30 protein-coding genes and 2 pseudogenes are annotated in these 22840 nt (G+C 66.7%); 16 read left to right on the top strand and 16 right to left on the bottom strand.

The features are described 5' to 3' along the window. Positions 1–107 precede the first annotated feature (107 nt). Positions 108–1130 carry a patatin-like phospholipase family protein gene (locus tag D7D52_RS35045; RefSeq protein ID WP_246023519.1) on the top strand — a complete coding sequence of 341 codons (1023 nt, stop codon included), beginning with the start codon at positions 108–110 and terminating at the stop codon, positions 1128–1130. A gap of 75 nt (positions 1131–1205) precedes the next feature. Here the strand turns inward: D7D52_RS35045 and hisH are convergent, their stop codons facing one another. From hisH to D7D52_RS35005, 8 genes are all read right to left on the bottom strand, one after another. Next, positions 1206–1841, bottom strand: coding sequence for an imidazole glycerol phosphate synthase subunit HisH (hisH, locus tag D7D52_RS35040; protein ID WP_120743270.1), 636 nt, complete (start codon positions 1839–1841; stop codon positions 1206–1208). Beyond that, positions 1838–2482: an imidazoleglycerol-phosphate dehydratase HisB gene (gene hisB / locus D7D52_RS35035; protein ID WP_120743269.1), complete on the bottom strand. Its 645-nt coding sequence runs from the start codon at positions 2480–2482 to the stop codon at positions 1838–1840. The genes hisH and hisB overlap by 4 nt, the downstream gene beginning before the upstream one ends. Further along, complete coding sequence (locus D7D52_RS35030; protein WP_120743268.1) at positions 2479–3609, bottom strand: histidinol-phosphate transaminase; 1131 nt, start codon at positions 3607–3609, stop codon at positions 2479–2481. The genes hisB and D7D52_RS35030 overlap by 4 nt, the downstream gene beginning before the upstream one ends. Further along, entirely contained in the window at positions 3606–4943 is a 1338-nt protein-coding gene (gene hisD, locus D7D52_RS35025; RefSeq protein ID WP_120743267.1) for a histidinol dehydrogenase, read from the bottom strand. The genes D7D52_RS35030 and hisD overlap by 4 nt, the downstream gene beginning before the upstream one ends. Before the next feature lie 69 nt (positions 4944–5012). Continuing rightward, positions 5013–5774, bottom strand: a complete 762-nt coding sequence (gene yidC / locus D7D52_RS35020) for a membrane protein insertase YidC (RefSeq protein WP_120743266.1) — start codon at positions 5772–5774, stop codon at positions 5013–5015. Positions 5775–5871: 97 nt separating this feature from the next. Then, positions 5872–6168 carry a DUF6412 domain-containing protein gene (locus D7D52_RS35015; RefSeq protein WP_162958788.1) on the bottom strand — a complete coding sequence of 99 codons (297 nt, stop codon included), beginning with the start codon at positions 6166–6168 and terminating at the stop codon, positions 5872–5874. A gap of 158 nt (positions 6169–6326) precedes the next feature. Beyond that, entirely contained in the window at positions 6327–6614 is a 288-nt protein-coding gene (locus D7D52_RS35010; protein ID WP_120743264.1) for a putative quinol monooxygenase, read from the bottom strand. 54 nt (positions 6615–6668) lie between these two features. Next, positions 6669–7601: an aldo/keto reductase gene (locus D7D52_RS35005; RefSeq protein WP_281279242.1), complete on the bottom strand. Its 933-nt coding sequence runs from the start codon at positions 7599–7601 to the stop codon at positions 6669–6671. A 31-nt stretch (positions 7602–7632) separates the two neighbouring features. Between D7D52_RS35005 and D7D52_RS39680 the strand changes: the two are divergent. Continuing rightward, positions 7633–7785: pseudogene (locus D7D52_RS39680) on the top strand (transcriptional regulator); the annotation flags it as partial. A gap of 274 nt (positions 7786–8059) precedes the next feature. On the opposite strand, the gene D7D52_RS34995 reads toward D7D52_RS39680, so the two are convergent. Beyond that, the gene (locus D7D52_RS34995) at positions 8060–8485 is read right to left on the bottom strand and encodes a hypothetical protein (protein WP_120743262.1); all 426 of its coding nucleotides are present in this window, start codon (positions 8483–8485) and stop codon (positions 8060–8062) included. A 126-nt stretch (positions 8486–8611) separates the two neighbouring features. Here D7D52_RS34995 and D7D52_RS34990 point away from each other — a divergent pair, with 126 nt between their 5' ends. The 6 genes and pseudogenes from D7D52_RS34990 (at position 8612) to D7D52_RS34970 (ending at position 12369) form a co-directional block, all read left to right on the top strand. Beyond that, positions 8612–8908, top strand: coding sequence for a hypothetical protein (locus tag D7D52_RS34990; RefSeq protein WP_162958787.1), 297 nt, complete (start codon positions 8612–8614; stop codon positions 8906–8908). Continuing rightward, positions 8905–9630: pseudogene (locus tag D7D52_RS39675) on the top strand (amidase domain-containing protein); the annotation flags it as partial. The gene D7D52_RS34990 and the pseudogene D7D52_RS39675, both read left to right, overlap by 4 nt. Next, a complete protein-coding gene (locus D7D52_RS40510; RefSeq protein ID WP_425464702.1) occupies positions 9537–10115 on the top strand; it encodes an amidase domain-containing protein in 579 nt (192 codons plus the stop codon). The pseudogene D7D52_RS39675 and the gene D7D52_RS40510, both read left to right, overlap by 94 nt. Continuing rightward, positions 10116–10472, top strand: coding sequence for a hypothetical protein (locus tag D7D52_RS38335; RefSeq protein WP_162958786.1), 357 nt, complete (start codon positions 10116–10118; stop codon positions 10470–10472). Between the two features lie 552 nt (positions 10473–11024). Then, on the top strand, positions 11025–12044 hold the full coding sequence (locus tag D7D52_RS34975; RefSeq protein ID WP_120743259.1) for a site-specific integrase: 1020 nt from the start codon (positions 11025–11027) through the stop codon (positions 12042–12044). An 88-nt stretch (positions 12045–12132) separates the two neighbouring features. Next, positions 12133–12369: a hypothetical protein gene (locus D7D52_RS34970; RefSeq protein ID WP_120743258.1), complete on the top strand. Its 237-nt coding sequence runs from the start codon at positions 12133–12135 to the stop codon at positions 12367–12369. Positions 12370–12387: 18 nt separating this feature from the next. Here the strand turns inward: D7D52_RS34970 and D7D52_RS34965 are convergent, their stop codons facing one another. The 6 genes from D7D52_RS34965 to D7D52_RS34940 all read right to left on the bottom strand — a co-directional run bounded on the left by D7D52_RS34965 (position 12388) and on the right by D7D52_RS34940 (position 16239). Beyond that, complete coding sequence (locus D7D52_RS34965) at positions 12388–12804, bottom strand: hypothetical protein (protein ID WP_120743257.1); 417 nt, start codon at positions 12802–12804, stop codon at positions 12388–12390. 63 nt (positions 12805–12867) lie between these two features. Further along, entirely contained in the window at positions 12868–13125 is a 258-nt protein-coding gene (locus tag D7D52_RS34960) for a hypothetical protein (protein WP_162958785.1), read from the bottom strand. Positions 13126–13196: 71 nt separating this feature from the next. Further along, positions 13197–13433 carry a GNAT family N-acetyltransferase gene (locus D7D52_RS34955; protein WP_162958784.1) on the bottom strand — a complete coding sequence of 79 codons (237 nt, stop codon included), beginning with the start codon at positions 13431–13433 and terminating at the stop codon, positions 13197–13199. A gap of 315 nt (positions 13434–13748) precedes the next feature. Beyond that, positions 13749–14207 carry a cytidine/deoxycytidylate deaminase family protein gene (locus D7D52_RS34950; RefSeq protein WP_120743254.1) on the bottom strand — a complete coding sequence of 153 codons (459 nt, stop codon included), beginning with the start codon at positions 14205–14207 and terminating at the stop codon, positions 13749–13751. Beyond that, positions 14204–14896, bottom strand: coding sequence for a RibD family protein (locus D7D52_RS34945; RefSeq protein WP_120743253.1), 693 nt, complete (start codon positions 14894–14896; stop codon positions 14204–14206). Before D7D52_RS34945 ends, D7D52_RS34950 begins: the two co-directional genes overlap by 4 nt. Then, complete coding sequence (locus tag D7D52_RS34940; RefSeq protein ID WP_120743252.1) at positions 14893–16239, bottom strand: helix-turn-helix domain-containing protein; 1347 nt, start codon at positions 16237–16239, stop codon at positions 14893–14895. Before D7D52_RS34940 ends, D7D52_RS34945 begins: the two co-directional genes overlap by 4 nt. 131 nt (positions 16240–16370) lie before the next feature. Here D7D52_RS34940 and D7D52_RS38330 point away from each other — a divergent pair, with 131 nt between their 5' ends. The 8 genes from D7D52_RS38330 to D7D52_RS34905 all read left to right on the top strand — a co-directional run bounded on the left by D7D52_RS38330 (position 16371) and on the right by D7D52_RS34905 (position 22107). After that, on the top strand, positions 16371–16553 hold the full coding sequence (locus D7D52_RS38330) for a hypothetical protein (protein WP_162958783.1): 183 nt from the start codon (positions 16371–16373) through the stop codon (positions 16551–16553). 32 nt (positions 16554–16585) lie between these two features. Then, complete coding sequence (locus D7D52_RS34935) at positions 16586–16807, top strand: hypothetical protein (RefSeq protein ID WP_120743251.1); 222 nt, start codon at positions 16586–16588, stop codon at positions 16805–16807. Between the two features lie 234 nt (positions 16808–17041). After that, positions 17042–19192, top strand: coding sequence for a bifunctional SDR family oxidoreductase/aminotransferase class I/II-fold pyridoxal phosphate-dependent enzyme (locus D7D52_RS34930; RefSeq protein ID WP_162958782.1), 2151 nt, complete (start codon positions 17042–17044; stop codon positions 19190–19192). A gap of 14 nt (positions 19193–19206) precedes the next feature. After that, complete coding sequence (locus D7D52_RS34925; RefSeq protein ID WP_120743249.1) at positions 19207–19629, top strand: NUDIX hydrolase; 423 nt, start codon at positions 19207–19209, stop codon at positions 19627–19629. 91 nt (positions 19630–19720) lie between these two features. Next, on the top strand, positions 19721–20278 hold the full coding sequence (locus D7D52_RS34920) for a sugar O-acetyltransferase (protein WP_120743248.1): 558 nt from the start codon (positions 19721–19723) through the stop codon (positions 20276–20278). Between the two features lie 18 nt (positions 20279–20296). Then, a complete protein-coding gene (locus D7D52_RS34915; protein ID WP_120743247.1) occupies positions 20297–20719 on the top strand; it encodes an NUDIX hydrolase in 423 nt (140 codons plus the stop codon). 460 nt (positions 20720–21179) lie between these two features. After that, positions 21180–21536: a hypothetical protein gene (locus tag D7D52_RS34910; RefSeq protein WP_120743246.1), complete on the top strand. Its 357-nt coding sequence runs from the start codon at positions 21180–21182 to the stop codon at positions 21534–21536. Further along, a complete protein-coding gene (locus D7D52_RS34905; RefSeq protein WP_120743245.1) occupies positions 21529–22107 on the top strand; it encodes a bifunctional DNA primase/polymerase in 579 nt (192 codons plus the stop codon). Before D7D52_RS34910 ends, D7D52_RS34905 begins: the two co-directional genes overlap by 8 nt. Here the strand turns inward: D7D52_RS34905 and D7D52_RS34900 are convergent. Next, positions 22073–22786, bottom strand: a complete 714-nt coding sequence (locus tag D7D52_RS34900) for an SDR family oxidoreductase (protein WP_120743244.1) — start codon at positions 22784–22786, stop codon at positions 22073–22075. The two genes, D7D52_RS34905 and D7D52_RS34900, sit on opposite strands and share 35 nt — an antisense overlap. Between the last annotated feature and the right edge of the window lie 54 nt (positions 22787–22840).

Below are 22840 nucleotides of genomic sequence, written 5' to 3'. Positions count from 1 at the left end.
CATGAACGCAGTATCCGCAGTGGGTGCTCCCCCGTCGTCCACGATCGCGCGGCCGCACTAGTCGCCGCCGGGAGCGCCGCCAAGGCATTTCGCGAAAGGCGACTCCCATGCACACGAATCTCTACTCCACCCGGCACGTGACCCTGTCGCAGGCCGCCGCTCGCCCCTCCGGGCAGGCCCGGCGCGAGCGGGCCCTGGTTCTCGGCGGCGGCGGATCGGCGGGCAACGCCTGGTTGCTCGGCGTCACGGCCGGACTGCTCGCGGGCGGACTGGACGTGACCGACGCCGATCTCATCATCGGCACCTCGGCCGGTGCGACGGCCGCGGCCCAGATCACCGCGGCGAACCCGGCCCAGCTCTACGCCGACGTCCTCACCGCCGTGCCACCGCGACGGCCAGGTCCGTCCGGAACAGCGAACGGTCCGAGCGGACCGGGAAGCGGTCCAAGCAGACCGGCTGGTGGTCCGAGCGGACCGCCCAGCGGTCCGTCCGGATCGGTCGCCGACCATATGCGGGTGACCGCCGAGATCATTGCCGCTGCAACGGATCCGGCCGATCTGCGCCGCCGCCTGGGTGCGGCGTCGCTCGAGCTGGATGCGGGGTCGGACGGCTCCGCGCAGGCGCGGTGGCGCTCCATCGTCGCGACGCGGCTGCCCAGCCCGGAGTGGCCGAAGCAGCTGGTGTACACGACCGCGATCGACGCCTGCACCGGTGAACCGGTCGTCTTCGACCGCTACAGCGGGGTCGAGCTCGTGGACGCGGTCGCCGCCAGCACCGACAACGGTTTCGGTATGGGCCCCTACGAGATCGGCGACAGCCGCTACCTCGACGGCGGCTACCGGCGATCGGCCGAGAACGCCGATCTGGCAGCCGGATACGAGCGCGTGCTGGTGCTCTCGCCGCTCGGCGGCCGGACCCGCACGCCGCGGGACTGGGGTACCCAGCTCGCTACGCAGGTCGAGGAACTGCGCGCGGCCGGCAGCACGGTCGAGACGATCATGCCGGACGACGCCACCGTCGACTCGTTCGGCACCCTGATGGATCCGGGGATCCGCCCGCCCGCGGCGCGCGCCGGCTACGAGCAGGGCAAGGCCCGGGCCGCGCAGCTCACCGAATTCTGGCTCCGCTGACGGAATTCCGGTCGTGCAACACCGAAACCCCCGCAGTCGGCGAGGGTTTCGGTGTCCAGAGGACGGGCGATTCGATCAGATCGAGTCGATCCAGTTGCGCAGCAGCTGCGCTCCCGCGTCGCCGGACTTCTCCGGGTGGAACTGGGTGGCGCTCAACGGCCCGTTCTCGACCGCGGCCAGGAACGGCACGCCGTGCTCGGCCCAGGTGAGCTTGGCGGGGGCGATCTGCGAGCCGTCGTCGGTCCAGGCCCAGTGCTGGGCCGCGTACGAGTGCACGAAGTAGAACCGGGTGTCGGCGTCCATGCCCGCGAACAGCACGCTGTCCTCGGGCGCCTTGACCGTGTTCCATCCCATGTGCGGCAGCACCGGCGCGTCCAGACGCTCCACGGTGCCCGGCCATTCGGCGCAACCCTCGGTCTCGACGCCGAATTCGACGCCGCGTTCGAACAGAATCTGCATGCCGACGCAGATGCCGAGCACCGGCCGGCCGCCGGAGAGCCGCTTGCCGATGATGCGTTCCCCGCGCACCGCCCGCAGCCCGCTCATGCAGGCGGCGTACGCGCCGACGCCGGGCACCACGAGACCGTCGGCGTTCAAGGCGATCTCGGGATCGGCGGTGATGGTGACCTCCGCGCCGGTGCGCGCCAACGCCCGGCCGGCCGAGTGCAGGTTGCCGGAGCCGTAGTCCAGCAGCGCGATCTTCTTGGTCACAGCGAGCCCTTCGTCGAAGGCACGCCGGTGACGCGCGGATCGTATTCGACCGCCGCGCGCAAAGCCCGTGCGACAGCCTTGAATTCGGCCTCGGTGATGTGGTGCTGGTCGCGACCGTAGAGCACCCGCACATGCAGGGCGATGCGCGCGTTGAGCGCGATGGACTCGAACACGTGCCGGTTGATGACCGTCGAGTACGACGCGGTGGGGGCGACGCTGGGAATGATGGTGTGCAGCATGTGATCCGGTTCCCCGGTGTGCACGCAGTACGGCCGCCCGGACACGTCGACGACGGCGTGCGCGAGGGTCTCGTCCATCGGAATGAAGCAGTCGCCGAAGCGGCGAATGCCCTTCTTGTCGCCGAGCGCCTGCCCCAGCGCCTGGCCGATGACGATGGCGGTGTCCTCGACGGTGTGGTGGGCCTCGATCTCGATATCGCCCTTGGCCTGCACGGTGAGGTCGAAGCTGCCGTGCTGGCCGAAGGCGGTCAGCATGTGGTCGTAGAACGGGACGCCGGTGGAGATGTCGGTCTTGCCGGAGCCGTCCAGGTTGAGCTCGACCACGATGCTGGATTCGCGGGTGGTGCGCTCGACGCGGGCGATCCGGTCGGCGGGCCGGGCCTCGGTGCGGTCGGTGGTCATCGGGCGATCAGCTCCTCGGACGCCAGTTTCGCGCTGACGCGCAGGAATTCGTCGTTCTCGGCGGCGAGGCCGATGGTGGTGCGCAGGTAGCCGGGGATGCCGACGTCGCGGATGAGCACGCCCTCGTCGAGGTAGTGCTGCCAGGCGCGCGGGGCGTCGGCGAAGCGGCCGAAGAGCACGAAGTTGGCGTCCGACGGGATGACGTCGTAGCCCAGTTCGGTCAAAGCCGCCATCACGCGATCGCGCTGCGCCGCCAATTCGTGGACGCTGCCCAGGGTTTCGTCCGCGTGCCGCAGCGCCGCCCGGGCGGCGGCCTGGGTGACCACCGACAGGTGATAGGGCAGCCGCACCAGCAGCATGGCGTCGATGACCGCGGGCGCGGCCACCAGGTAGCCGAGCCGCCCGCCCGCGAAGGCGAACGCCTTGGACATGGTGCGGCTGACCACCAGCTTGCTCGGATATTTGTCGATCAGGCCGATGGCCGAAGGGGCGGAGGAGAATTCGCCGTATGCCTCGTCCACCACGACGATGCCGGGCGCGGCCGCGAGGATCCGTTCCAGGTCCGCGAGCGGGATGCTGTGCCCGGTCGGGTTGTTGGGGCTGGTCACGAACACCACGTCGGGCTTCTTCTCGCTGACCGACATGACCGCGTAGTCGATGTCGAGGGAGAAGTCGCCGTTGCGCTTGGCCTCGATCCACTCGGTGTCGATGCCCTCGGAGATGATCGGGTGCATCGAGTAGGAGGGCACGAAACCCAGTGCGCTGCGGCCGGGTCCGCCGAACGCCTGCAGCAGCTGCTGGAGGATCTCGTTGGAGCCGTTGGCCGCCCAGACATTGGCCACGTCCACCGCGACACCGGTCTGTCGGGTCAGGTAGGCGGCCAGATCGGTGCGCAGGCCGACCGCGTCGCGATCGGGGTAGCGGTGCAGATCCAGCGCCGCGGCCCGCACGGACTCGGCGACGTCGTCGACCAGCGCCCGGCTGGGCGGGTGCGGGTTCTCGTTGGTGTTGAGCTGGACGGGCACGGTCAACTGCGGTGCGCCGTACGGGCTCTTGCCGCGCAGGTTGTCGCGCAGCGGCAGGTCGTCGAGCGAGATGTTCGATCCGGGGACGGTCACGGCGTTCACCGCAGCTCCCCGAATCGCGCCTGCACGGCCTGCCCGTGCGCGGGCAGATCCTCGGCATTGGCCAGCGCCACCACGTGTCCGGCGACATCCTTCAGCGCGGCCTCGGAGTACTCGACGACGTGGATGCCGCGCAGGAAGGTCTGCACGCTCAAACCCGAGGAGTGGCGGGCGCATCCGGCGGTGGGCAGCACGTGGTTGGAGCCCGCGCAGTAGTCGCCCAGCGACACCGGCGACCAGGCGCCCACGAAAACCGCTCCGGCGGAACGCACCCGGGCCGCGACGGCGGCGGCGTCGGCGGTCTGAATCTCGAGGTGCTCGGCGGCGTAGGCGTCGACCACGCGCAGGCCCTGGGCGATGTCGTCGACGAGCACGGTGCCGGACTGCTTGCCCGACAACGCTTCCGCGACACGATCGTGGTGCTTGACCACGGCCAGCTGCGCGGTCAGCGCGGCGTCCACCGCGTCGGCCAGCTCCACGCTGTCGGTCACCAGCACGCTGGCGGCCAGCACGTCGTGTTCGGCCTGCGAGATGAGGTCGGCGGCCACGTGCACCGGATCGGCGGTGGCGTCGGCCAGGATGGCGATCTCGGTCGGCCCGGCCTCGGCGTCGATGCCGACCAGTCCGCGGCACAGGCGCTTGGCGGCGGTCACATAGATATTGCCGGGGCCGGTGATCATGTCGACCGGTTCCAGCTGCGCGCCGTCGGTGTCGGTGCCGCCGTAGGACAGCAGGGCCACCGCTTGCGCGCCGCCGACCGCCCACACCTCCGCGACACCCAGCAGCTTGGCGGCCGCGAGGATGGTCGGGTGCGGCAGGCCGCCGAACTGGGCTTGCGGCGGGGAGGCCACGACCAGCGAATCCACGCCCGCGGCCTGCGCCGGCACCACGTTCATGACCACAGAGGACGGATAGACGGCATTGCCGCCGGGCACGTACAGCCCGACCCGCTCGACCGGAATCCAGCGTTCGGTGACGGTGCCGCCGAGCACCACCTGGGTGGTCTTGTCGGTGCGCCGCTGATCGTCGTGCACCGTGCGGGTGCGTTCGATGGCGATCTCGAGGGCGGTGCGCACGGCCGGATCCAGCTCGGCGAGCGCCTTGTCCAGCTCGGCGGCGGGCACGCGCACCGAGGCGGGCTTGACACCGTCGAACTTCTCGCTGAATTCCTGAGCGGCGGCCACGCCCCGGTCGCGGATGGCCTCCACGACCGGTCGCACATGATGCAGCACCGAGTCCACGTCGACGCCCCCGCGCGGCAGTGCCGCGCGCAGTTCGGCAGCAGTGGGAGTACGTCCGCGCAAATCGACGCGGGCGAGCTCGATGCGGCTTGTCATAGCGCTGTGCAGTCCTTGTCTGTGCTGGTTCGAAAGCAGCTACCAGCCTATCGGGTCGATGCCAGCGCTTTACCGCCCGGCCAAGCTCGCACGCGCGACCAGATGCTGCTGGGCGAAGGTCCACGCGTTCTGGGTGACGAAGTAGAGCAGGATGGCGACCGGCATGAACGGGCCGAACAGCAGGGCCGCGGCGGGAAACACCCACTGCGACAGCACGTTCATCAGCCGGGCCTGGGAGGCGGCCGGTCCGTCCGACGGCGCGGTTTGGCGGGCGATGGCGGCGCGGGCGGTGAAGTGGGTGGCGACGGCGGCGACGATCATGAGCGGGATGGCCACGGCCGCCACCGTGAGGAAGGACGAGCCGGCGTGGGTGAGGGTGGCCGACAGCGGCGCGCCGAACAGTTTCGCGTCCAGGAACGACTGCACCTGGGCGGCGTCGAACACGTAGTTGCGCGAGTGCCCCGGCTGGAAGGACCGCAGCACGTGGTAGAGGCCGACGAAGACCAGGCTCTGCCCGATGAGGGGCAGGAACCCGGTCAGCACGTTGACGCCGCTCTCCTTCTGCAACTCCTGGATGGCCAGCGCCTGCTTCTCGCGGTCGCCGGCGTGCTTGCGCTTGATCTCCTGCACCTTTGGCTGCATCTCGGCCAGCGCGCGAGAGAACTTCAGCTGGGCCATGAACGGGCGGAACAGCAGCGCCCGCAGCGTCATGACCAGCAAGACGATGGCCAGCACCCAGGCCAGGCCGGCGGTCGCGCCGAGAATCGACGCGAAAAGCGTGTGCCACAGCCACAATACGGCGGACACGGGGTAGTAGATGAAATCGAGCATGGGAGTACCTCGCAACGCGACGCCCGCGCATCACGCTGCGGGCGAAGGGATTCGGGACGCGAAAGCCCGACCCGCCCGCGACGATTCGCGAGCGCGGTCAGGCCGCGAAGAATCCTGGAGCGCGCGGACGCGGACGCCCCGCCGCATCGGGATGGCTCTGCCGCCGGAAGGTGCCCCGCCGCCGGCCGGCGGCCGATTCCCCCGGGCCCCCGGGCGCCGTGGCCACCCGCCGTGGCCCGCGCGCCGACAACAACGCCGCGGTGACCGCGACCAACGCGGCCGCACCCAGCACCAGCAACGAATCCGGGCCGGCCGCACCGAGATACAACACGGCCCACGCGGACACCACGAGCGCGCACACCAGCAGCGCCGCACCCCGAACCCGCGTAACCATGCGCCCGACACTACCCGCCCCGACCCCCCGCGACACCCTGTGTTTCGCCTTACACCCGGCTCTCGGCGCTCCCCCCCGATAGGCGCACACGACGGCTGACGCGGACGCCACCGTGCCCCCGCGGAAACCGCGGGGGCACGAGGATCGGCGCCGGGTGGCTATTCGGCGACGAGCCGCTTGATGGTCATGGGTTCGGCGAGGATGCCGTCCAGGACGCCGGCGACGTGCTTGAAATGCTCGGTCACGAAGTGGTTTTCGAGGGCGTCGGCGTCTTGCCATTCCTCCACCACGACCATGTGCGCGGGGCTGTTCGGGTTGGTGAAGGGCTGGTAGGACAGGCAGCCGGGTTCGGCCAGGGAGGGCTCGATCATGGCCTCCAGGGCGGTGCGCAGGCGGTCCTCCTGGCCGGTGGCGGCGCGCAGTTCGGCGACGACGTGCAGGGTCATGGGTGTCTCCTCGAAATATCTGATGTGCGACGGGTATTCGGTGGTGGGCCGAGGCTAGCGGCCGATGGGGCCCTCGCCCGCGCCGGTGGTCCGCAGGGCGGCGGCGATGGCGTCCAGGTCGGCGGTGGTCAATTCCAGTGCGGCGGCGTCGATCCAGCCGTCCACCTGTTCGGGACGGCGGGCCCCGACGATGGCGCCGGTGACGCCGGGCCAGGTCAGGGTCCAGGCGATGGCGACCGCGGACACCGTGGTGTCGTGGGCGGCGGCGATCGGCCGCAGCGCCTCCACCAGCGCCAGATTGCGGTCGAGTTCGGTGGTGAACTCCGGGAAGCCCTTGCGCCAGTCGTCATCCGGCAGCGCGGCGACCCGTTCGGCGGAGAAGGCGCCGGTCAACAGGTCCGAATGCTGCGGCTGGTAGATGATGCCACCGGTGTGATGCGCTGCCGCCCAGGCCAATTCGTCCGCCGACTGGCGCTTGAGCAGCGAGAACTGCGGTTGGATGGCATCCACGTGGGCGATGGACTCCGCGATCTCGAGTTGCGGCACCTCGTGATTGGACAGTCCGATGGCGCGCACCTTGCCTTCGCGGACCAGCTCGGCCATGGTCTGCCAGTATTCCTCGAGCGGGGTGGCCAGGGCCGGGTCGACGCCGTCGGGGTCCGAGAAGTCCAGCGCGGCACCGGTATCGGGCCAGTGCACCTGGTACAGGTCGATGCGTTCGACGCTCAACCGGCGCAGCGAATCCTCGAGCTCGCGGCGCACGCTGCGCGCGGCCATGATCCGCTTGGGGGCGGCGGCGCGGTCGTTCTCGTCCCAGACCAGTCCGGCCTTGGTGAACAGCAACGGCCGATCCGCTTCGGGCAGTCCGGCGATCGCCTTGCCGACGACCTCCTCGGAGTGGCCGAGGCCGTAGACGGCGGCGGTGTCGATCCAGTTCACGCCCGCCTCGACGGCGCGGCGAATGGTGGCGAGGGAATTGGCGTCGATGGATTTCGCGGACAGCTTGTTTACTTAGGACATGACCTTGGACCGCCGCGCCGAACTCGGCGAATTCCTGCGCTCCCGCCGCGCCCGGCTCAGCCCCGAGGAGGTCGGCCTGATCGACCACGGCGCGCGGCGTCGCGTCCCGGGCCTCCGCCGCGAGGAACTCGCCCTGCTGGCCGGGGTGACATGTCGGTTACGCACTACTGACGCGAACGTTAGATCCCCCCGATCCGGGTGCCGAGCGGGAGCGGCAGGGGTGTGATTCTCCCTGGGTAACCTGGCACTCAGCGCCCCGAGGTTCTCGCTGTGTGGCCGGTGACCTGCATGTTCGGGATCCAAATCCACTTGCTTGAATCCACGAATCCCTGCAGGGCCGTTGGGCTCAAGGTGATCGCGCGGAGCGATGCTGCGTACTCGCTGCGTACCAAATCGATGATCTTGAGAAGGACTGCGCGAGTTGATCAGCCGGTGACGAAGATTTGCCGCACGTCGTAGGGCTCGTCATCGATATCGTTTGGTATTTCGGCGCGGGGGAAGGACGGCCGTCGTTGCGGCTGAGCCGCTGGCGTTGCCGGTGGACGATTGAGGGCGTCGATCAGTTGACCCCTTTGTGCGATGACGCGGGGATCGCTTTCCAATTGTGCGACGCCGTCGTTCACGGCCGTGCGAGCTTGCGCGAGCGCCAGGGCGTGTAGCCGGATGATGGTTTCGGTGAGTTGATCAGGACTCAGCCGATGCCCCATATCGGAGAGCTGGATCGAGCGCAGAGAACCATCCGGTCCGACTTGGACCGTCACCTCTTTGTAAGCCGTGGACGCGGCTGAGGTCTGTGTAAGAGAGGATTGCAGCCGCTCGATGGTGTGGGTGAGGGGATCGATCCCGGTCATGGCTTCCTCACATCAAGATCGTTCGCTTACGATGTGACGTCTATGGTAACCATCTAGGTTGTTTGTTGTGATCTGACACCGGTCGAACGATGGGGGAGCTCAGTGGTTTTCGGGTCGGGCGAAACCGTGCACATCGACGAAAAGGCTTGTCGTACGCTCGCTGATAGTCTGCACACTCTCGGCCAGGACCTGCACACACTCGGGTCTGGCGGAGCAGTCGAGGGCCTGGTCGGCGCGCTTGCTGGCACACAAACAGGCGGAATTGCCCACGCAGCTGCGAAAGCCGCGGGGACTGCGATCCAGGCGGCGGGTGCCGTCTTCAGCCAGACCGGCAGCACGATCTCGAACGGGATCGTCACGTTCGAGGGCCAGGATTCGGAGAATGCGCAGTCGTTCGACGCGCTGACGGATAAGGCTCGATGAGCGGCCAGTTGACCGTCCCGCAGGTGTTGAGCTGGAACCCGGGTTTGCTTGCGGCCCAAGCCAAGGAGTGGGACCGGCAGGCAACCGAGTTGGAAACGAAGCTGGACACCCAAAATGGTGCGGTGGGTGACTCGGCTGACATCTTCAGCGGTATCGGCGGAGACGCCATGAGAGATCGCTTTACACAGGACAGCGCTTCAGCGCGAAAGATCGTGGATGCGTTGGAGAAAGGCCGTGACGCCGCCAAGATCGCGAGCCTGAACCTTTCAACTGCCAAGTCATTGGTGCAGTCGGGCAAACAAACCGCCGAATCCAAGGGATACAGTGTGGCTGACGATGCCACCTGCACTATTACCAAGGAGACGAAAGGTACGCTGCTGGCATCCGTCCAGGGAAACGCGGCGAAATATGCCACTGCGTTGGCAGCGTTGCAAGTGGATTGCGATCGTGAGACCCAGGCCATGAAAGCTCGCCTGGCAACCGCGGTCAACGCCGATAACGATGCAGTGAAAGGCATTTCAGATGCCTTCGCCGACCTGGTTCCTGCTGAGGTTCTCTCGGCAATGGTCGCTGCGGAGACCGGCCAACTCTCTCCCGCCCGCGCCGCTGCCGTCGCATACGCGAACCAATGGGCGCTCAACCACAACCCCGACTACGAGGGTTTCCCGAGTCAAGACTGTACAAATTTCATATCCCAGTGCTTGCGTGCAGCGGTTTCAAGGATGAGGGCGACGGAGGCGTTCCATTTCTGCATTACGACGAATCGGGGCGGTGGTATTACAACCACCACGACGACCTTCCCGATGACGAGTCGTGGACGTGGACCAGTGCCCCAAAATTACATGACTATCTGTTGCGCTCTGATCCGAAACCGGGCACCCCGAGCGGAACCGAGGTCCAGACGGGAAAGATTGATGCGACCACAACCGGTATCGATCCGCTAGCACTATCCCACGCAGGCTTGAAACCCGGCGATATCGTGCAGTATGAACTGAGCTCAGGTGCTCACGCTGGCGAAATCAACCACTCTGCGATCTATGTTGGACAGAAGGAAGTGACGATGCCGAACGGTCAAACCGTTCTAGCGGACGTCGTCGACTACCACACGCACGACAACCTTCAGGTTCCCTGGTCCCTACAACTGGGAAGTCCTGAGTCCTTCCCCCTCAAATACCACATGATCCAGCTCAACTACCCTGGAGACTAAATGCCGAAGGCAGCTACACGAATTTTGGTACTGGCCTTCGTGGTCGTCCTACTCGCGGCGGGCGGGCTCGCCGAACTTATCTACCGGGCCCAGTACGGATCGTGGGACTGGATGTTGCAGCCTCCGCCGCATCTTGAGCACACCGGATATGACCGGCTGGATGCGCCACAAGGAAGCCAACGATACCGCGAGCTGATCGACAAGTACGGCTCTCCCCATTCGGTTGGTCGGCGCTGGCCGTTGCCTTACACTGTTGAGGCATCGGAAAAGTCCTGTGAGGGCGCTCCGTGGGTGCTGTATCTGCACGGGTTCGACGGCAAGGTTTATCCATACGGTCTCAATTCTGGCTGTGCATGAACTAAACCTTTGAGGCTTATTCATATACACCATTACTTCTATAAGGATCCGAACGGTAATCGGTGACCATCGAGCTCTTGATGTCGGCGATTCATGTGACCTGATAATTGAAATACCTGGCAGAAGTATTCGTCTCTTCATCGGGTGTGAGGCAGATGGCCGTTACCGACGTCTCAAGGATATCGGAACCAAGGTTGTTGCGTCGTTGAAAACCTCCGGTATCGCCTGGAGCACTCGGGTGCACAATGAGGCTTTTTCATCCTGACTGGATGATGTTGGTAGGCAACGGAACTGGATACGGCGCGCCTCAGCCATGAACGAGGAAGCCCTTGGTAGGACAGCTGTCGACTAAAACCTGCTGTACCCCAAGGGCGGAGCGCCACCCGCCCGCAGGGCCGCCGCGCAGCGGCGCGAAGGGGTTGCGCGCAGGCGTACGCCGGTCACAATCGCCGCCCCAGGAGGGGAAAGCCGAGACCGGCAGCAGCCGGCCGAAGGCCGGGTTCCGCTTCGCTGCACCGGGTTTTCGTCGGTGCCGCTGCCTATGATCCGGCCGTGACCGATATCGTTCCGGCCGCGCCGCGCGCCCTGGCAGATCCCACGTTGCTGGATCGGCTGGCCCTGCTGGACACGGCGGCCGCCGAGTACGCCCGCCCGATCCGCAACACCGAGGAGGCGTACCGCGCCGACTGGCGCGCGTGGCTGCGATTCCTCGAGGAACTGAATTCGAGCCTGGCCGAGGAAGATCCGCACGGGACGCCGATCCCCCCGACGGTCACCAACGTGGGCGTGTTCGTGGCGTTCATGGCCTGGCACGAGCGCAACGAGCTGGCCCCCGACACCGCAGAGCGACGCCTTTACGGCGTCATCATGACCTTGCGCCAACACCACGGCATCGAGGTACCCAAACAGACCATCAGCGCCGCGCGGCAGACCCTCACGAACTACCGGCTGGAGCTGGCCAAGGCCAACACCCCGCGCGGCCGGGGGCAGGCCCCGGCGGCGACCGTGCCGGATCTGCGGCGGATCTGCGCGGCGTTCGTGCCGAACCTGGCCGGGCATCGAGACCGCGCAATCGTGTTGCTCGGGTTCGCCATTGCCGCGCGCCGCAGCAACCTCGCGGCCCTGGACGTAACCGATGTGGTCGAGCACGCCGAGGGCCTGGCCGTCACCATCCGCTACGGCAAGACCGGAGCCCGCGAGGCCGCCGTAGACCGAGGCACCAACCCCGGAACCTGCCCGGTCCGCGCGGTGCGGACATGGATCGAGGCCGCCGAGCTGACCGACGGGCCGCTGTTCCGGCCTATCGACCGTCACGGCAACATGTCCGACGCGCGGATGTCACCGCGGGCATGTGGCGAGGTGGTCACCCGCGCAGCCGAGGCCGCCGGAGTCCCGTACCGCACCGGCCACAGCTTGCGCGCCGGTCTGGCGACCGAGGCCCGCAAGGCAGGCCACGACGTGAAAACCATTGCGGATCAAGGTGGTTGGAACCCGACCAGCGCCGAGCTGTACAAGTACCTGCGCATCGTGGACAGGTGGGCCGACAATGCAACCAAGGGCATCGGGTTGTGACAGGTTGCCACTATGGCCCCTAGTGCCCATATGGGCGCGAGTGGCGATAAATACCCGGTCAGGGCCCCGATCCGGCAGGATCGGGGGCGTGAGCGATATCGAGCCCGCTACCGAGCGCGCCATTTTGGACCAGTTGCGCAAGGCCCAGGCCGCCCACCACGGCGGCGACCAGGAGACCGCCAGCGCGGTGCTGGATCAGCTGTTCGCCGACCACGGCCGCGAGACCGTAGAAGCGGTGCACTGGCGACAGGCGAATGACCAGCTGGCCGCCGACGTGAATCTGTTCAGCATGTTCGGAGTCGCCGGGCTGCGCGGCGACGACTAGACCCTTTGCCGCCGAACGTCATCCACGCCCAGCCGCTCGCATCTCGCCGACGAACAGCGCGGTAGCCGTCCGTGCGGCCGCGTGCCGCTCCGTGGCCGCCAGGCCCGCGCACAATGCGTTCACCGTCGCCGTGTCGCTGTCGAGCGAGGCCCGCGCCAGCCGACGGAACCCGATCGGCACCGGGCTATCGGTCTCGTCGGTATCCACCAGATCCGCCGGGAGATAGCCGCGCAGAGTCTCGCGCACCGCGACGCACGCCAGCTCTACGAGCTGCGCCGTGGTGGGCGCGTCCTCAGCGACGAGGGTTAACAGTGCCTCCTGACACGAGGGGCATTCCTCGAAGGCCGCGCCAACGAGCTGGCCCAGAAGAACGACATCCACGCCACCGCCGGCCAAACCGGCGAGCAGCCCCCCGAACCCGTCGTGTTCATGCACACGTAGATGGTGTCACCGATCAGCGCCGAGGATTGGCCGAATGACGACCGCGGCCGCCGTCGGTCAGATGCTCTTTGCTGGGAAAACGACCTTCGGGATAGCGACCCAGCAGAACCCGGTCATCCCCAGGGCGAAGACCGCGAACACAGTCGCGAACCACTGGTGAGAGGTCACCGTATCGGCGAGCAGGAAGATAGGCGGAACCACCAGCAGCGCCAGGAGCAGACGGCCGAGGACCGCCCGGCCGTTGCGCAGCAACAGGATTCCACTCACCGAGCCCATGAGTGCGATCGGTGTCAATGCCAGGGCTACCGATGTCATGTCCGCGCCCTCCCTTCCCCCAACTGGATAGATACCGCACACGATAGGCGGGGAGCCCGACAGGCAGGAAGTCAGATAGTGACCGGCTGCACCATGACTAGCGAGGTCACGCCCAACTCTGGGTGATCACGCCGGGCCGCGACCTCGAATCCCTCGCGCCGGTAGAACCGGATTGCGCGAGCGTTGGAATCCCGCACGTCGAGCCCCAACCAGTTCACGCGCGCTTCGGCGGCCGCCCACTTGTACGCTTCAGCGCACAGTTCGGCAGCGAGGCCCTGGCCGCGCTCGGCGGGGACCGTGTACCCCAAAGCATCGCCCAACGGTCATGCGGCCCAACCGGAACCGTGAGGTCTGCGCGGTCGCGCTCGGAGTCCACGAAGGCCCCCGCCATGCCGGACCAAATTCCGTCAGCCTCTCCCACGACAAGAAGTTGGTGCCCCGGCCGCCGATACCGTTCGATGCGCGATTCTCACTCGGCAGAGTCGAGGGCCGCCGCCTGGTCGTAGGTTTCTAGGAAGGCTTCCGGCGTGTCGGTCAGTGCCCGCAGCCGAAGCGCGCGGAGCCGAAGCCCGTCGCCGGGCTCCGCTCTGCGAATCGTCCACCTCACACCGGGCCGCCGGTACTCAGGACAGATCGAGGTGTCGATTCATCGACATTGCGGCGTCAGCGAGGTCGGGCAACTCGATGACCTTCACGCCCTTTTCCTGGAGTTTTTCGACCCCGATGCAGTCCTCTACGAAGGTGCTCGGCTCGCGCCACGCGATCACTACCACGGGGATGCCAGCCTGCAAGATGCGATCGGTGCACGGCACCCGGGTTTTGGTGGAGCGCTCCGAACAGGGCTCGAGGGTGCTGTAGATCGTGGCGGCCGCAAGCCGCGGATCGTTCGGGGCGAGTTTGTCGAGCGCGGATTCTTCGGCGTGGATCTTCGGATCGGTCTCGCGGGAATAGCCGGTCGAGATCTCCTCGCCGTCGGCGGACACGATCACCGCGCCGACAGAGAACGCGCCCTCTACTACAGGGCATTCGCGGGCGAGGTCGATTGCTCGGTTCATCCAGTACGTGTGGTCAAGCTCGGTCACTGAGACTCCTTGGATGGTTGGTAGCGCAACAGGGCGACATCGCCGATGCTGGTGGCCTCGAGCAGGCGCATCCGGTGGGTAGGGCCGCCGGGGAAGCGGGCAGGGTTGAGAAAGCGCGGTGCTGCTTGGTCTCCCACGAGCGTGGGCCCGATGGCGATCTGTAGCTCATCGGCCAAACCAGCCGCGAGGAATTCGGTCAGGATATGGCTACCGCCTTCTACCATCAGGCGGCCGACTCCCCTTGTGCCCAGATCATCGAGCAGAGCACCGAAATCCACTGTGTCACCGAGAGATACCGTCTCAGCGAGGCCGCCGAGCCGTTGAGATGCTTTGACCGCGCCGGTGTCGGTGGTGTAGACCAGCGGCCGTTGTTCTTCGGTGCCGTGGTGCCAGAACTTCGCGGCCGGGTCCAGATCGCCGCTCGCGCTGACCGTCACTTTCAACGGTGTCGCCGGTCGGCCCGAATCGACCCGTAAGGCTTGGCGGACAGGGCTTTTCACGATCAGTCGGGGATTGTCGGCGCGGATCGTGCCAGCACCGACGAGGATCGCATCCGAATCGGCCCTCACCTGGTCAACACGATCGAAATCGGCGTCATTGGACAGCAACAGGCGTTCGGGGCTGGCATCGTCAAGGTAGCCGTCAAGGCTCATCGCAGCTGACACCAGCACGAAGGGGCGCGCGCTCACGCGAGCACCGCCCAACGCCGACCCGCGTCCCGGAACTCCGCTACCTCGGCGTGAGAGCTGGAGCCGAGCAATCCATCGAGATCGCGCACGTTGTGCAAGATTCGCTCAGACCCGGTATTGACGCCGACCCGCATTGCCGCCGTAGCCAGCTTTGCGGCCGGTTCCGCGTCCCCGGCCTTGGCGTGAGCGATGGCTTGGCGGGCGATGTATACCGCCTGGTCGCGGGTGTAGCCCGCGCGCATGTCGTGGATCGCTGAATCGAACTGTCGGGTAGCGCCTTTGTAGTCGCCAAGCTTGACCCGCCCTTGTGCCTGATGCACGTCGATATAGGTGTGATCAAGGAAGAACCCCCACGACGGATCAGTGTCGGCATCGTCGGCCAGAGCGCGGGCGCGGTCGAACCATGCATCACTCGCGGCCGCGTCGCCGATCAACGCCGACCCGTAACCGGCGAACGTGGCCGCGACAGCGGCGAATCGGGTACCGGCAGGTGCCGCCCGCTCTGCGGCGTACGCCAGCTCTATTGCCTCGGCACCGTCGCCCTGGTCGTTGGCGATGTGCGCTTTCCTGATCAGCGTGGCCGCAATCGAATAGTCGTCGCCGAGTTGATGCGACCAGGTCAATGCGCGGTCGGTCCAGTGCTGGGCGTGCTCCCACATCCGGCGATCCTGATACAGCCAGGCCGCCAGCTCGGCATACAGCACCCGCATTCGCTGCATCCCTACCGCGTCGCCGATGCCAGCGCGGCGCAGCTGCCCCATTCTGTCGATGCTCTGTTCTATGAGCGAGGTGACCGCGCCGGCCCCGTGAAGGTTGTCGCTCTCGATCAACGCCAGGCGCAGTGTGCGGAAGTGCTCTACATGGTCGATATCGGGCGTAGTGGCCAGCGCGGCCGTGGGTAGGACTCCCACCGCCGCGGCCAAGCCCGCCACCCCGATTCCAGCGACGATGCTGCGGCGCGGGAGCGACACGAGTACGACCTCTCCATCGGCGGTCCGGGCGGGTACCCAGACCTGATCTGCTTGTTCGGCACCGTTGTTGTCGGGCACAAGGGCCCGGCCGATGTCGTTCGCCAGCGTAACGGGCCGTGGAAACACACGGTCCGGCTCGCGCCGCAGACCTATGGCTACCTCGAACCTTTCGACCTGGCACGAATCGGCCGAGTCCAAAAGATCATCCAGTAGCCGCAGACTGGCAGCGCGCGGCCGCTTGGTTTTCCCTGTCTCCCAACCCGCTACGGTTCGCTCTCGCACCTTCAGGGCACGGGAGAACTCCAGCGCACTGAGTTTCAACGCCGCCCGCAGGGCTTTGATTTCCCGTGCTGTCCAAGCGATCTCAACCATAGGTCTGCTCCCCTTGCACATGGTCGATGTGCAGGCGAAATTACGCACTTTTGCGGTCTTCTGCACTGGAACCGCGCAATCTGCGACGCGCACCCTTGACCCACTCACGAACCGAAAGGCACGGAGGCGAGGTGCGGAAATTGGATATGTCGCTGTGCGAGGTCACCCACCGCGATTGCACGTCCGACCCGATCGGTTTCGGGCACGCAGACGAGGCGTACGCGGTGCTGCGGCTACATGCCGCCCATGGTCCGCAGTGCAGGCGTTTCCTGGCCGCTCACGCCTACGTCTCAGCCGAAACACAAGACGACTGAGCGCGGCGGCGAGGCGAGAGGAGACAGCGGACATGCAGATGCACGTGACCGTGGAGTTCTTCGAAATCCCCGCCTTGCCGCCATTGCATTACCGCGCGGAGGAGTCCGCCGCCCGCAGGTTCTGCGCCGAGATGATCGCGCGGCACGGCCGGGCTGTGGTCCGGCTGGACCGTGCAGTGACGGCGAGTATGCGCCTGCTGCCCTGCCACCAACTGTTCGGGCCGCTGCCCGACCCTCCAGAGGAACCCACGTGATCGCTAGTCATAGACCACCGCTACCTGTGCGCTCCCCCGGCTCGTATCAGCCCGGCGAACTCATCCGGTGCACCGATGCCGATCTCATCAGCCGAGTAGTGGCCCGTCTTCGTGTTCTCCCCTGCACACCATCGTGTGCTGAAAACCACTGTGCTGATTGTCAATTCAAAGATGAATGATACCCAAACGCCGTGACCGGCTGCGGTCGCGACCATGGGTGAAGGGAAGCTGGTCATGAACGCAACTCTGGTCACCGGTGCGGGCGGCTATCTCGGGTCGGTGCTGGTGCAACAGCTGTTGTTGCGCGGGCATCGCGTAGTCGCGGTGGACGCCTTCTACAGCGGGGATGTCCTGCCCGAACACCCTCAGCTCGAGATCGTGCGCGCCGATGTCCGCCACCTCGACCCGGCGGTGTTCGACGGCATCGGGTCGGTGGTGGCGCTGGCAGCGGTGAGCAACGACCCGGCCGCCGCGCTCAATGAGCGCTGGACACGAGAAGTGAACGAGCTGGCCGCCGAGCGCCTGGCGGCCGCCGCGCGGGAGGGCGGGGCGCGACGGTTCGTGTTCGCCTCCACCTGCGGTGTCTACGGCGGTGCCGCTCAGGTGATGGACGAAACCAGCACCGTTGCGCCCCGGTCGGCCTATTCGGAATCGAAGCTGGCCGCCGAGCACGCCATCTTGGCGCAGCGCGCCGACGGGTTCGAACCGGTCGCGCTGCGGCTGGGTACCTTGTGCGGGTTGTCACCGCGGATGCGGCGGGATCTGGTGGTGCACGCGATGACCTACAGCGCGGTCGCACATCGCGAAATCGTGGTGAACGGCGGCGAGCAGTGGCGGCCGCTGCTGCACGTCGCCGACGCGGCGGCCGCGTTCCTGGCCTGCCTCGAGGCCGAGCCCGGCCAGCTCACGCACCCGGTGTACAACGTGGTCGGCGAGAACCTGCGGGTGAGTGAAATCGCCGAACTGGTCGCCAAGCATCTCGACGGCATCGAGGTTCGCACCCGCGAGAGCCAGGACGACGCGATCAGCTACCGCGTGAACGGCCAACGGCTGCACGACGATACGGGGTTCGCCCCGGCCCGCCGAGTCGCCGACGCGATCGACGAGGTACACCGCTACCTGCTCGAACCCGGTCGGCTCGCCGAGATGAGCACCCCACAGTTCTCGGCGGCCGACACCATGGAACGGCTGTTGGTGACGCCGGCAGTCTGCGGCGGCCAGCCGGTACGCGCGGAGGCGTTGCCGTTCGCGCTGCCGCTGCTCGGCGAGGCCGAGGAAACCGAAGTTCTCGATACCCTGCGGTCGGGCTGGCTGACGACCGGACCGAAATCCAAGCGATTCGAACGAATGATTGCCGATTACGTGGGCGCCAGGTTCGCGGTCGCCACGAACTCATGCACGGGGGCCCTGCACGTCGGGTTGGCGGCCGCCGGAATCGGGCCCGGTGACGAGGTGATTACCAGCCCGATCACGTGGCCCGCCACGGCGAACGTGATCGTTCATCTCGGGGCGCGGCCGGTGTTCGCCGATATCGACCCGGACACGCTCAATATCGACCCGTCCGCGATCGAGGCCGCCGTGACGGCGCGCACGAAAGCGATTGTGCCCGTGCACATGGCTGGGCAGCCCTGCGACATGGACGCCATCACCGCTGTAGCCGCCGCCCACCGGCTGACCGTCCTCGAGGACGCCGCCCACGCCCTTGGCGCGCGCTACCACAACCGCCGGATCGGTGAATTGTCGACGGCCGCAGCGTTTTCGTTCTACGCGACCAAGAACCTCGCGTGCGGCGAGGGCGGAATGCTCGTGACCGACGATGAAGCCCTTGCCGACCGGGCGCGGTCGCTGAGTATGCACGGCATCAGCAAGGACGCATGGAAGCGCCACACTGTGACCGGTTCCCCGCACTGGCAGCTGTACGAGCCCGGCTACAAATACAACATGCCCGATATCACGGCATCGCTTGGCCTGCACCAGCTTCCGCGCTTGGCCGGATTCATCATGACCCGCTCCCGCTACGCCCACCTCTATGACGAGGCATTCGCCGATCTCCCCGGAATCGAACCCCTGTTGACCCGGCCCGGTATCGACCACGCCCACCACCTCTACGTGATCCGGCTGGATCTTGACCGGCTGACCGTCACCCGAGACGAGTTCGTGGCCGCGCTGCGCGCCGAGGGAATCAGCACCGGGATTCACTTCGTCTCGCTGCACCTCCAGCCGTACTATCAGCGGGTTCACGACCTCGCTCCGGACGCCTTGCCCCGTGCGCGGGAGGCATCCGAGCGAATCGTGTCGTTGCCGCTGTACCCGAAGATGACCGAGGCCGACATCAGCGACGTCATCGCCGCGGTTACCAAGCTAGCCACCGCCTACCACCGCTAGAAAGGCCCAGCCCCATGGCACGCGAAGGCACCCAGATTCTCATGATCAACGCCCACGATGAGGTGTTGATGTACCTGCGTGACGACTTCCCGCACATCCCGTATCCGAACATGTGGGCCATCCCCGGCGGGATGCTCGAGGCCGGGGAAACCCCGCACGACTGCGTGATTCGGGAGATCAAGGAAGAAATGGACATCGCATTGGACCCGAACCGGGTAGTTCATGCGATGACCCACGAACGGGACTTTGGGATCGAACACAGCTACGCCACCCGCATCGAACTCGACATCGAGGCCATCACCCTGACCGAGGGGCAACGGCTGAAGTGGTTCACCCGCGACGAAGCGGCCGCAACCCGGCTCGCCTACGCCGATAACCAGGTGATCGAAGAGTTCTTCGAGGAGTCTCGCCACCTCGCCGAGCTGGGCGAGGCGTAGCAGCCGACGCCGGCCAGCTGAGCAATGCGCGGGTCTGGAGACGCCAGGCCCGCGCCCCGGAGACGGGCCCCGCGCCGCAGGATGGTTTGGAATGGGTGAGCAGAAGAACCGCATGTTGAGCGGCGATCTCTACCGCTGTGATGATCCTGAACTTGTCGCCGAACGACTGCACTGTCAGCAGCTACTCGACAAGTTCAACGCCACCGGCGCGGGGGACGACCTCCAGCGCCTCAGCATCCTCGAGGAGTTGCTAGGCAGCATCGGCGAAGGTTCCTGGATCATGCCGCGCTTTCAATGCGACTACGGCCACCTGATCCAGCTGGGGCAGAACAGCTTTCTGAACTACGACGTGATCGCCATGGACGGCGCGGCGATCACCATCGGCGATGATGTCTCGATCGGACCCCGCTCCCAGATACTCACCGCCCTGCACCCGATGACCGATCACGAACTACGCCGCGCCCGTTGGGAAACCGCCGCCCCGGTCACGATCGGAAACAACGTCTGGCTCGGTGCTGGCGTCATCGTCTGCCCCGGCGTCACTATCGCCGCGAACACCGTGGTGGGCGCGGGCAGCGTTGTGACCCGCGATCTTCCCGAAAAGGTATTCGCCGCGGGCAATCCTGCGCGCGTAGTCAAACCCCTCTAGCCGCCGAGGAGCAGCCGAATGCCGATCACCCAAGAGGGCTCGAACATCATCATCCGCAACGCAGGCGGCGAGATCCTGCTGTTCCTGCGCGACGACAAACCCGAAATCCCCTGCCCGAACATGTGGGCCCTACTGGGCGGTGTCCGCGAACCCGGCGAATCTCCGCTGGAGAACGTCATTCGCGAGATCAAGGAGGAAATCGGCGTGGTCCTGGACCCCGCCGAGGTCGAGCACCATTGCACGCGCGCGCGTCACTGGGGCCTGCTCGAACACACCTTCCGCACCCGTCTTGACCTCGATTTGGACGAGATCACGCTGACCGAGGGGCAGGAATTGCGCTGGTTCAGCGCGGCGGACGTAGCCGCCACCGTCTTGGGATTCGAAGAGAACGAGATGCTGGGCGAGTACTTCGCCCAGTACCGAGAGCAGTCGGCCGGATAGGTGATCTAGTCATGACCAGAGCCGCCGAACCGAAGTGGTGCGACTGGTGCGGAGAGGAAGCCGAGCCGCCGACCTTGCGCACGTTCGACGGCCGCGTGTTCTGCGGTGAGGCTTGCGTACAGGCGTATGCGCGCGGCAGACCCGGAAATCACACCCAGAGCACGAGTAAGCAAGTGCGCCACCCGACTGACCGGGCCCGCGGATTCCGGGGCCCGGTCAGTCGCATTCGCGGCAGCGGCCGGGCGCGGCCGCCGGTTGTCGGTGGGTTCGGTTATGGTGGGTTCGGCTGTTGAGCCCCCAGCCCGTTCGGTGACGCGCCCCCCACGCGGAGCGCACCACATCGCCGGACAGAAGATGTCCCAGACTCCGCGCGGCTCTCCCCAATCCTTTTGCCTGGCATCGGTTTACGTGCCGGTGAGGTTCGGCGTGGCGACCCTCACCCGCAGAGAGTGAGGCCGATATGCCGCAAGATTCCCGCGCCCTGACCCGCGCCGCGCGCCGCCGCGCGAAGCACACAGGCCGGTCCTACCAGCAGGCCCGCGAGGACGCCCAGATCATTCACAAGATCATGGAATCCGACGAGCTGAGCTGGGAGGAAGCCCAGGAGATCTACGACGACCCCCGCAATCAGCTGCTGTGCGGCAAATGCGGTTGGACCGTGGGCATGGTCTGTCCGGAATGCCCAGGGTGCGGCTGCTACAACGGCCGGTGCTCCGGCTGGCGGCACCACGAATACGCCATGGACGACGGCGAGCCCGAAGAGATATGCGGGGAATGCGGAGCCACCGACGACTATCAGTGCAACTGCTATGAATGACCGAATCCCGTTGGCGCTGGCGGCGATCGGTCACGGCCTGGCCGTGTTCGATCTGCCGCCGGGCGAGAAACGCGCGGGCCCCGGCTGGCAGCAGCGCACCACCACCGACCCCGAGCAGGTTCGGCGCTGGCTGGCAGCGGGTTGCAATCTGGGGGTCGGGTGCCGAGCGTCGGCAGTGGTCGGGCTGGATCTGGACCGCCACGGGGACGACGCGGACGGGGTAGCCGGTTTCGGGGCCCTGTGTGCCCGTCAGGGGCAGCCGTGGCCGGTCACCCTGACCACGGGTACCCCCCGCGCCGGATTGCACCTGTATTTCCGTGTCCCGGCCGATCTCGAGGTGTTCAGCACCTCCGGCGGGACCGCCGGCCTGGGGCCGGGAATCGACACCCGAGGCCCCGGCCGCCGACTCGGCGGCTACCTGCTGGCCCCCGGTTCGGTGGTGCAGGCCGGGCCCTACGTCCTGGCCCGGAACTGCCCGATTGCGGATCTGCCCGCCTGGCTGGCATCGCTGCTTGCCAGGCCGGAGCAGCCGCGGGCTAGTGGCCCATCGCGATTCCGCCATCCACGTTGAGCACCTGGCCCGTGATGAACGCCGCGCCGGGGCTCAGGAAGAACGCGACGGCGGCCGCGATCTCCTCCGGCTCGCCGAAGCGCTTCAACGGCGTTGCCGCCAAAGCCTGTTCAACAACACTGTCGCTCACCACGGCCGACATATCGGTCTTGGTGAAGCCGGGGGCTACCACGTTGGCCGTGATGCCGCGCGAACCGTACTCACGCGCCACTGAGCGGGCGATGCCGATCACGCCAGCCTTGGCAGCGGTGTAGTTCACCTGGCCCGGCATACCGCCGAGGCCCGAGGCCGACCCGATGATGACGATCCGGCCCGGCTGCTTCTTGTTGTTCTTGAGCATCAGCATGGGGCGGCTCGCACGGTGGATGACGCGGTAGACGCCGGTCAGGTTGGTGTCGATCACCCGCGTGAACTTCTCTTCATCCATGCGCGGCAACAGGGTGTCCGCCGTGATGCCCGCATTGGCTACCAGGCCCTCTACCGGGCCGTCCTCAGCCTCGATATGCGAGAACGCGGCATCCACCGAATCCACGTCCGTGACATCCATTTCCACGCCGCGCACACCCGCCGGGACTTCCGACCCGCGATGCGTGCCCCACACCGTATGCCCCTCCTTCACTAGGTAGCTGGCAATGGCCGCTCCGATACCCCGGTTGGCTCCGGTGACTAGGACACGCACGAGTAGTTACCTCCAAAGTTGTTGCGTACGTAGGGGTTCTAGGGGCGGGCGGGG

Origin of the sequence: Nocardia yunnanensis, assembly GCF_003626895.1 — a bacterium.
Classification (GTDB): domain Bacteria; phylum Actinomycetota; class Actinomycetes; order Mycobacteriales; family Mycobacteriaceae; genus Nocardia; species Nocardia yunnanensis.
Note: the sequence above shows the minus strand (reverse complement) of the source record. Positions and strands in the feature narration are given on the sequence as shown.

Excerpts from the sequence above, each read along its gene's own strand:
- yidC (WP_120743266.1), bottom strand. The coding sequence starts at position 5,774 with ATGCTCGATTTCATCTACTACCCCGTGTCCGCCGTATTGTGGCTGTGG.
- D7D52_RS34925 (WP_120743249.1), top strand. The coding sequence starts at position 19,207 with ATGGCACGCGAAGGCACCCAGATTCTCATGATCAACGCCCACGATGAG.
- D7D52_RS40510 (WP_425464702.1), top strand. The coding sequence starts at position 9,537 with ATGGGCGCTCAACCACAACCCCGACTACGAGGGTTTCCCGAGTCAAGA.
- D7D52_RS35010 (WP_120743264.1), bottom strand. The coding sequence starts at position 6,614 with ATGACCCTGCACGTCGTCGCCGAACTGCGCGCCGCCACCGGCCAGGAG.
- D7D52_RS34915 (WP_120743247.1), top strand. The coding sequence starts at position 20,297 with ATGCCGATCACCCAAGAGGGCTCGAACATCATCATCCGCAACGCAGGC.
- D7D52_RS34995 (WP_120743262.1), bottom strand. The coding sequence starts at position 8,485 with ATGACCGGGATCGATCCCCTCACCCACACCATCGAGCGGCTGCAATCC.
- D7D52_RS35015 (WP_162958788.1), bottom strand. The coding sequence starts at position 6,168 with ATGGTTACGCGGGTTCGGGGTGCGGCGCTGCTGGTGTGCGCGCTCGTG.
- hisB (WP_120743269.1), bottom strand. The coding sequence starts at position 2,482 with ATGACCACCGACCGCACCGAGGCCCGGCCCGCCGACCGGATCGCCCGC.
- D7D52_RS38335 (WP_162958786.1), top strand. The coding sequence starts at position 10,116 with ATGCCGAAGGCAGCTACACGAATTTTGGTACTGGCCTTCGTGGTCGTC.
- D7D52_RS34935 (WP_120743251.1), top strand. The coding sequence starts at position 16,586 with ATGCAGATGCACGTGACCGTGGAGTTCTTCGAAATCCCCGCCTTGCCG.
- D7D52_RS34940 (WP_120743252.1), bottom strand. The coding sequence starts at position 16,239 with ATGGTTGAGATCGCTTGGACAGCACGGGAAATCAAAGCCCTGCGGGCG.
- D7D52_RS35045 (WP_246023519.1), top strand. The coding sequence starts at position 108 with ATGCACACGAATCTCTACTCCACCCGGCACGTGACCCTGTCGCAGGCC.
- D7D52_RS34905 (WP_120743245.1), top strand. The coding sequence starts at position 21,529 with ATGAATGACCGAATCCCGTTGGCGCTGGCGGCGATCGGTCACGGCCTG.
- D7D52_RS34930 (WP_162958782.1), top strand. The coding sequence starts at position 17,042 with ATGAACGCAACTCTGGTCACCGGTGCGGGCGGCTATCTCGGGTCGGTG.
- D7D52_RS34960 (WP_162958785.1), bottom strand. The coding sequence starts at position 13,125 with ATGACATCGGTAGCCCTGGCATTGACACCGATCGCACTCATGGGCTCG.
- D7D52_RS34910 (WP_120743246.1), top strand. The coding sequence starts at position 21,180 with ATGCCGCAAGATTCCCGCGCCCTGACCCGCGCCGCGCGCCGCCGCGCG.
- D7D52_RS34920 (WP_120743248.1), top strand. The coding sequence starts at position 19,721 with ATGGGTGAGCAGAAGAACCGCATGTTGAGCGGCGATCTCTACCGCTGT.
- hisD (WP_120743267.1), bottom strand. The coding sequence starts at position 4,943 with ATGACAAGCCGCATCGAGCTCGCCCGCGTCGATTTGCGCGGACGTACT.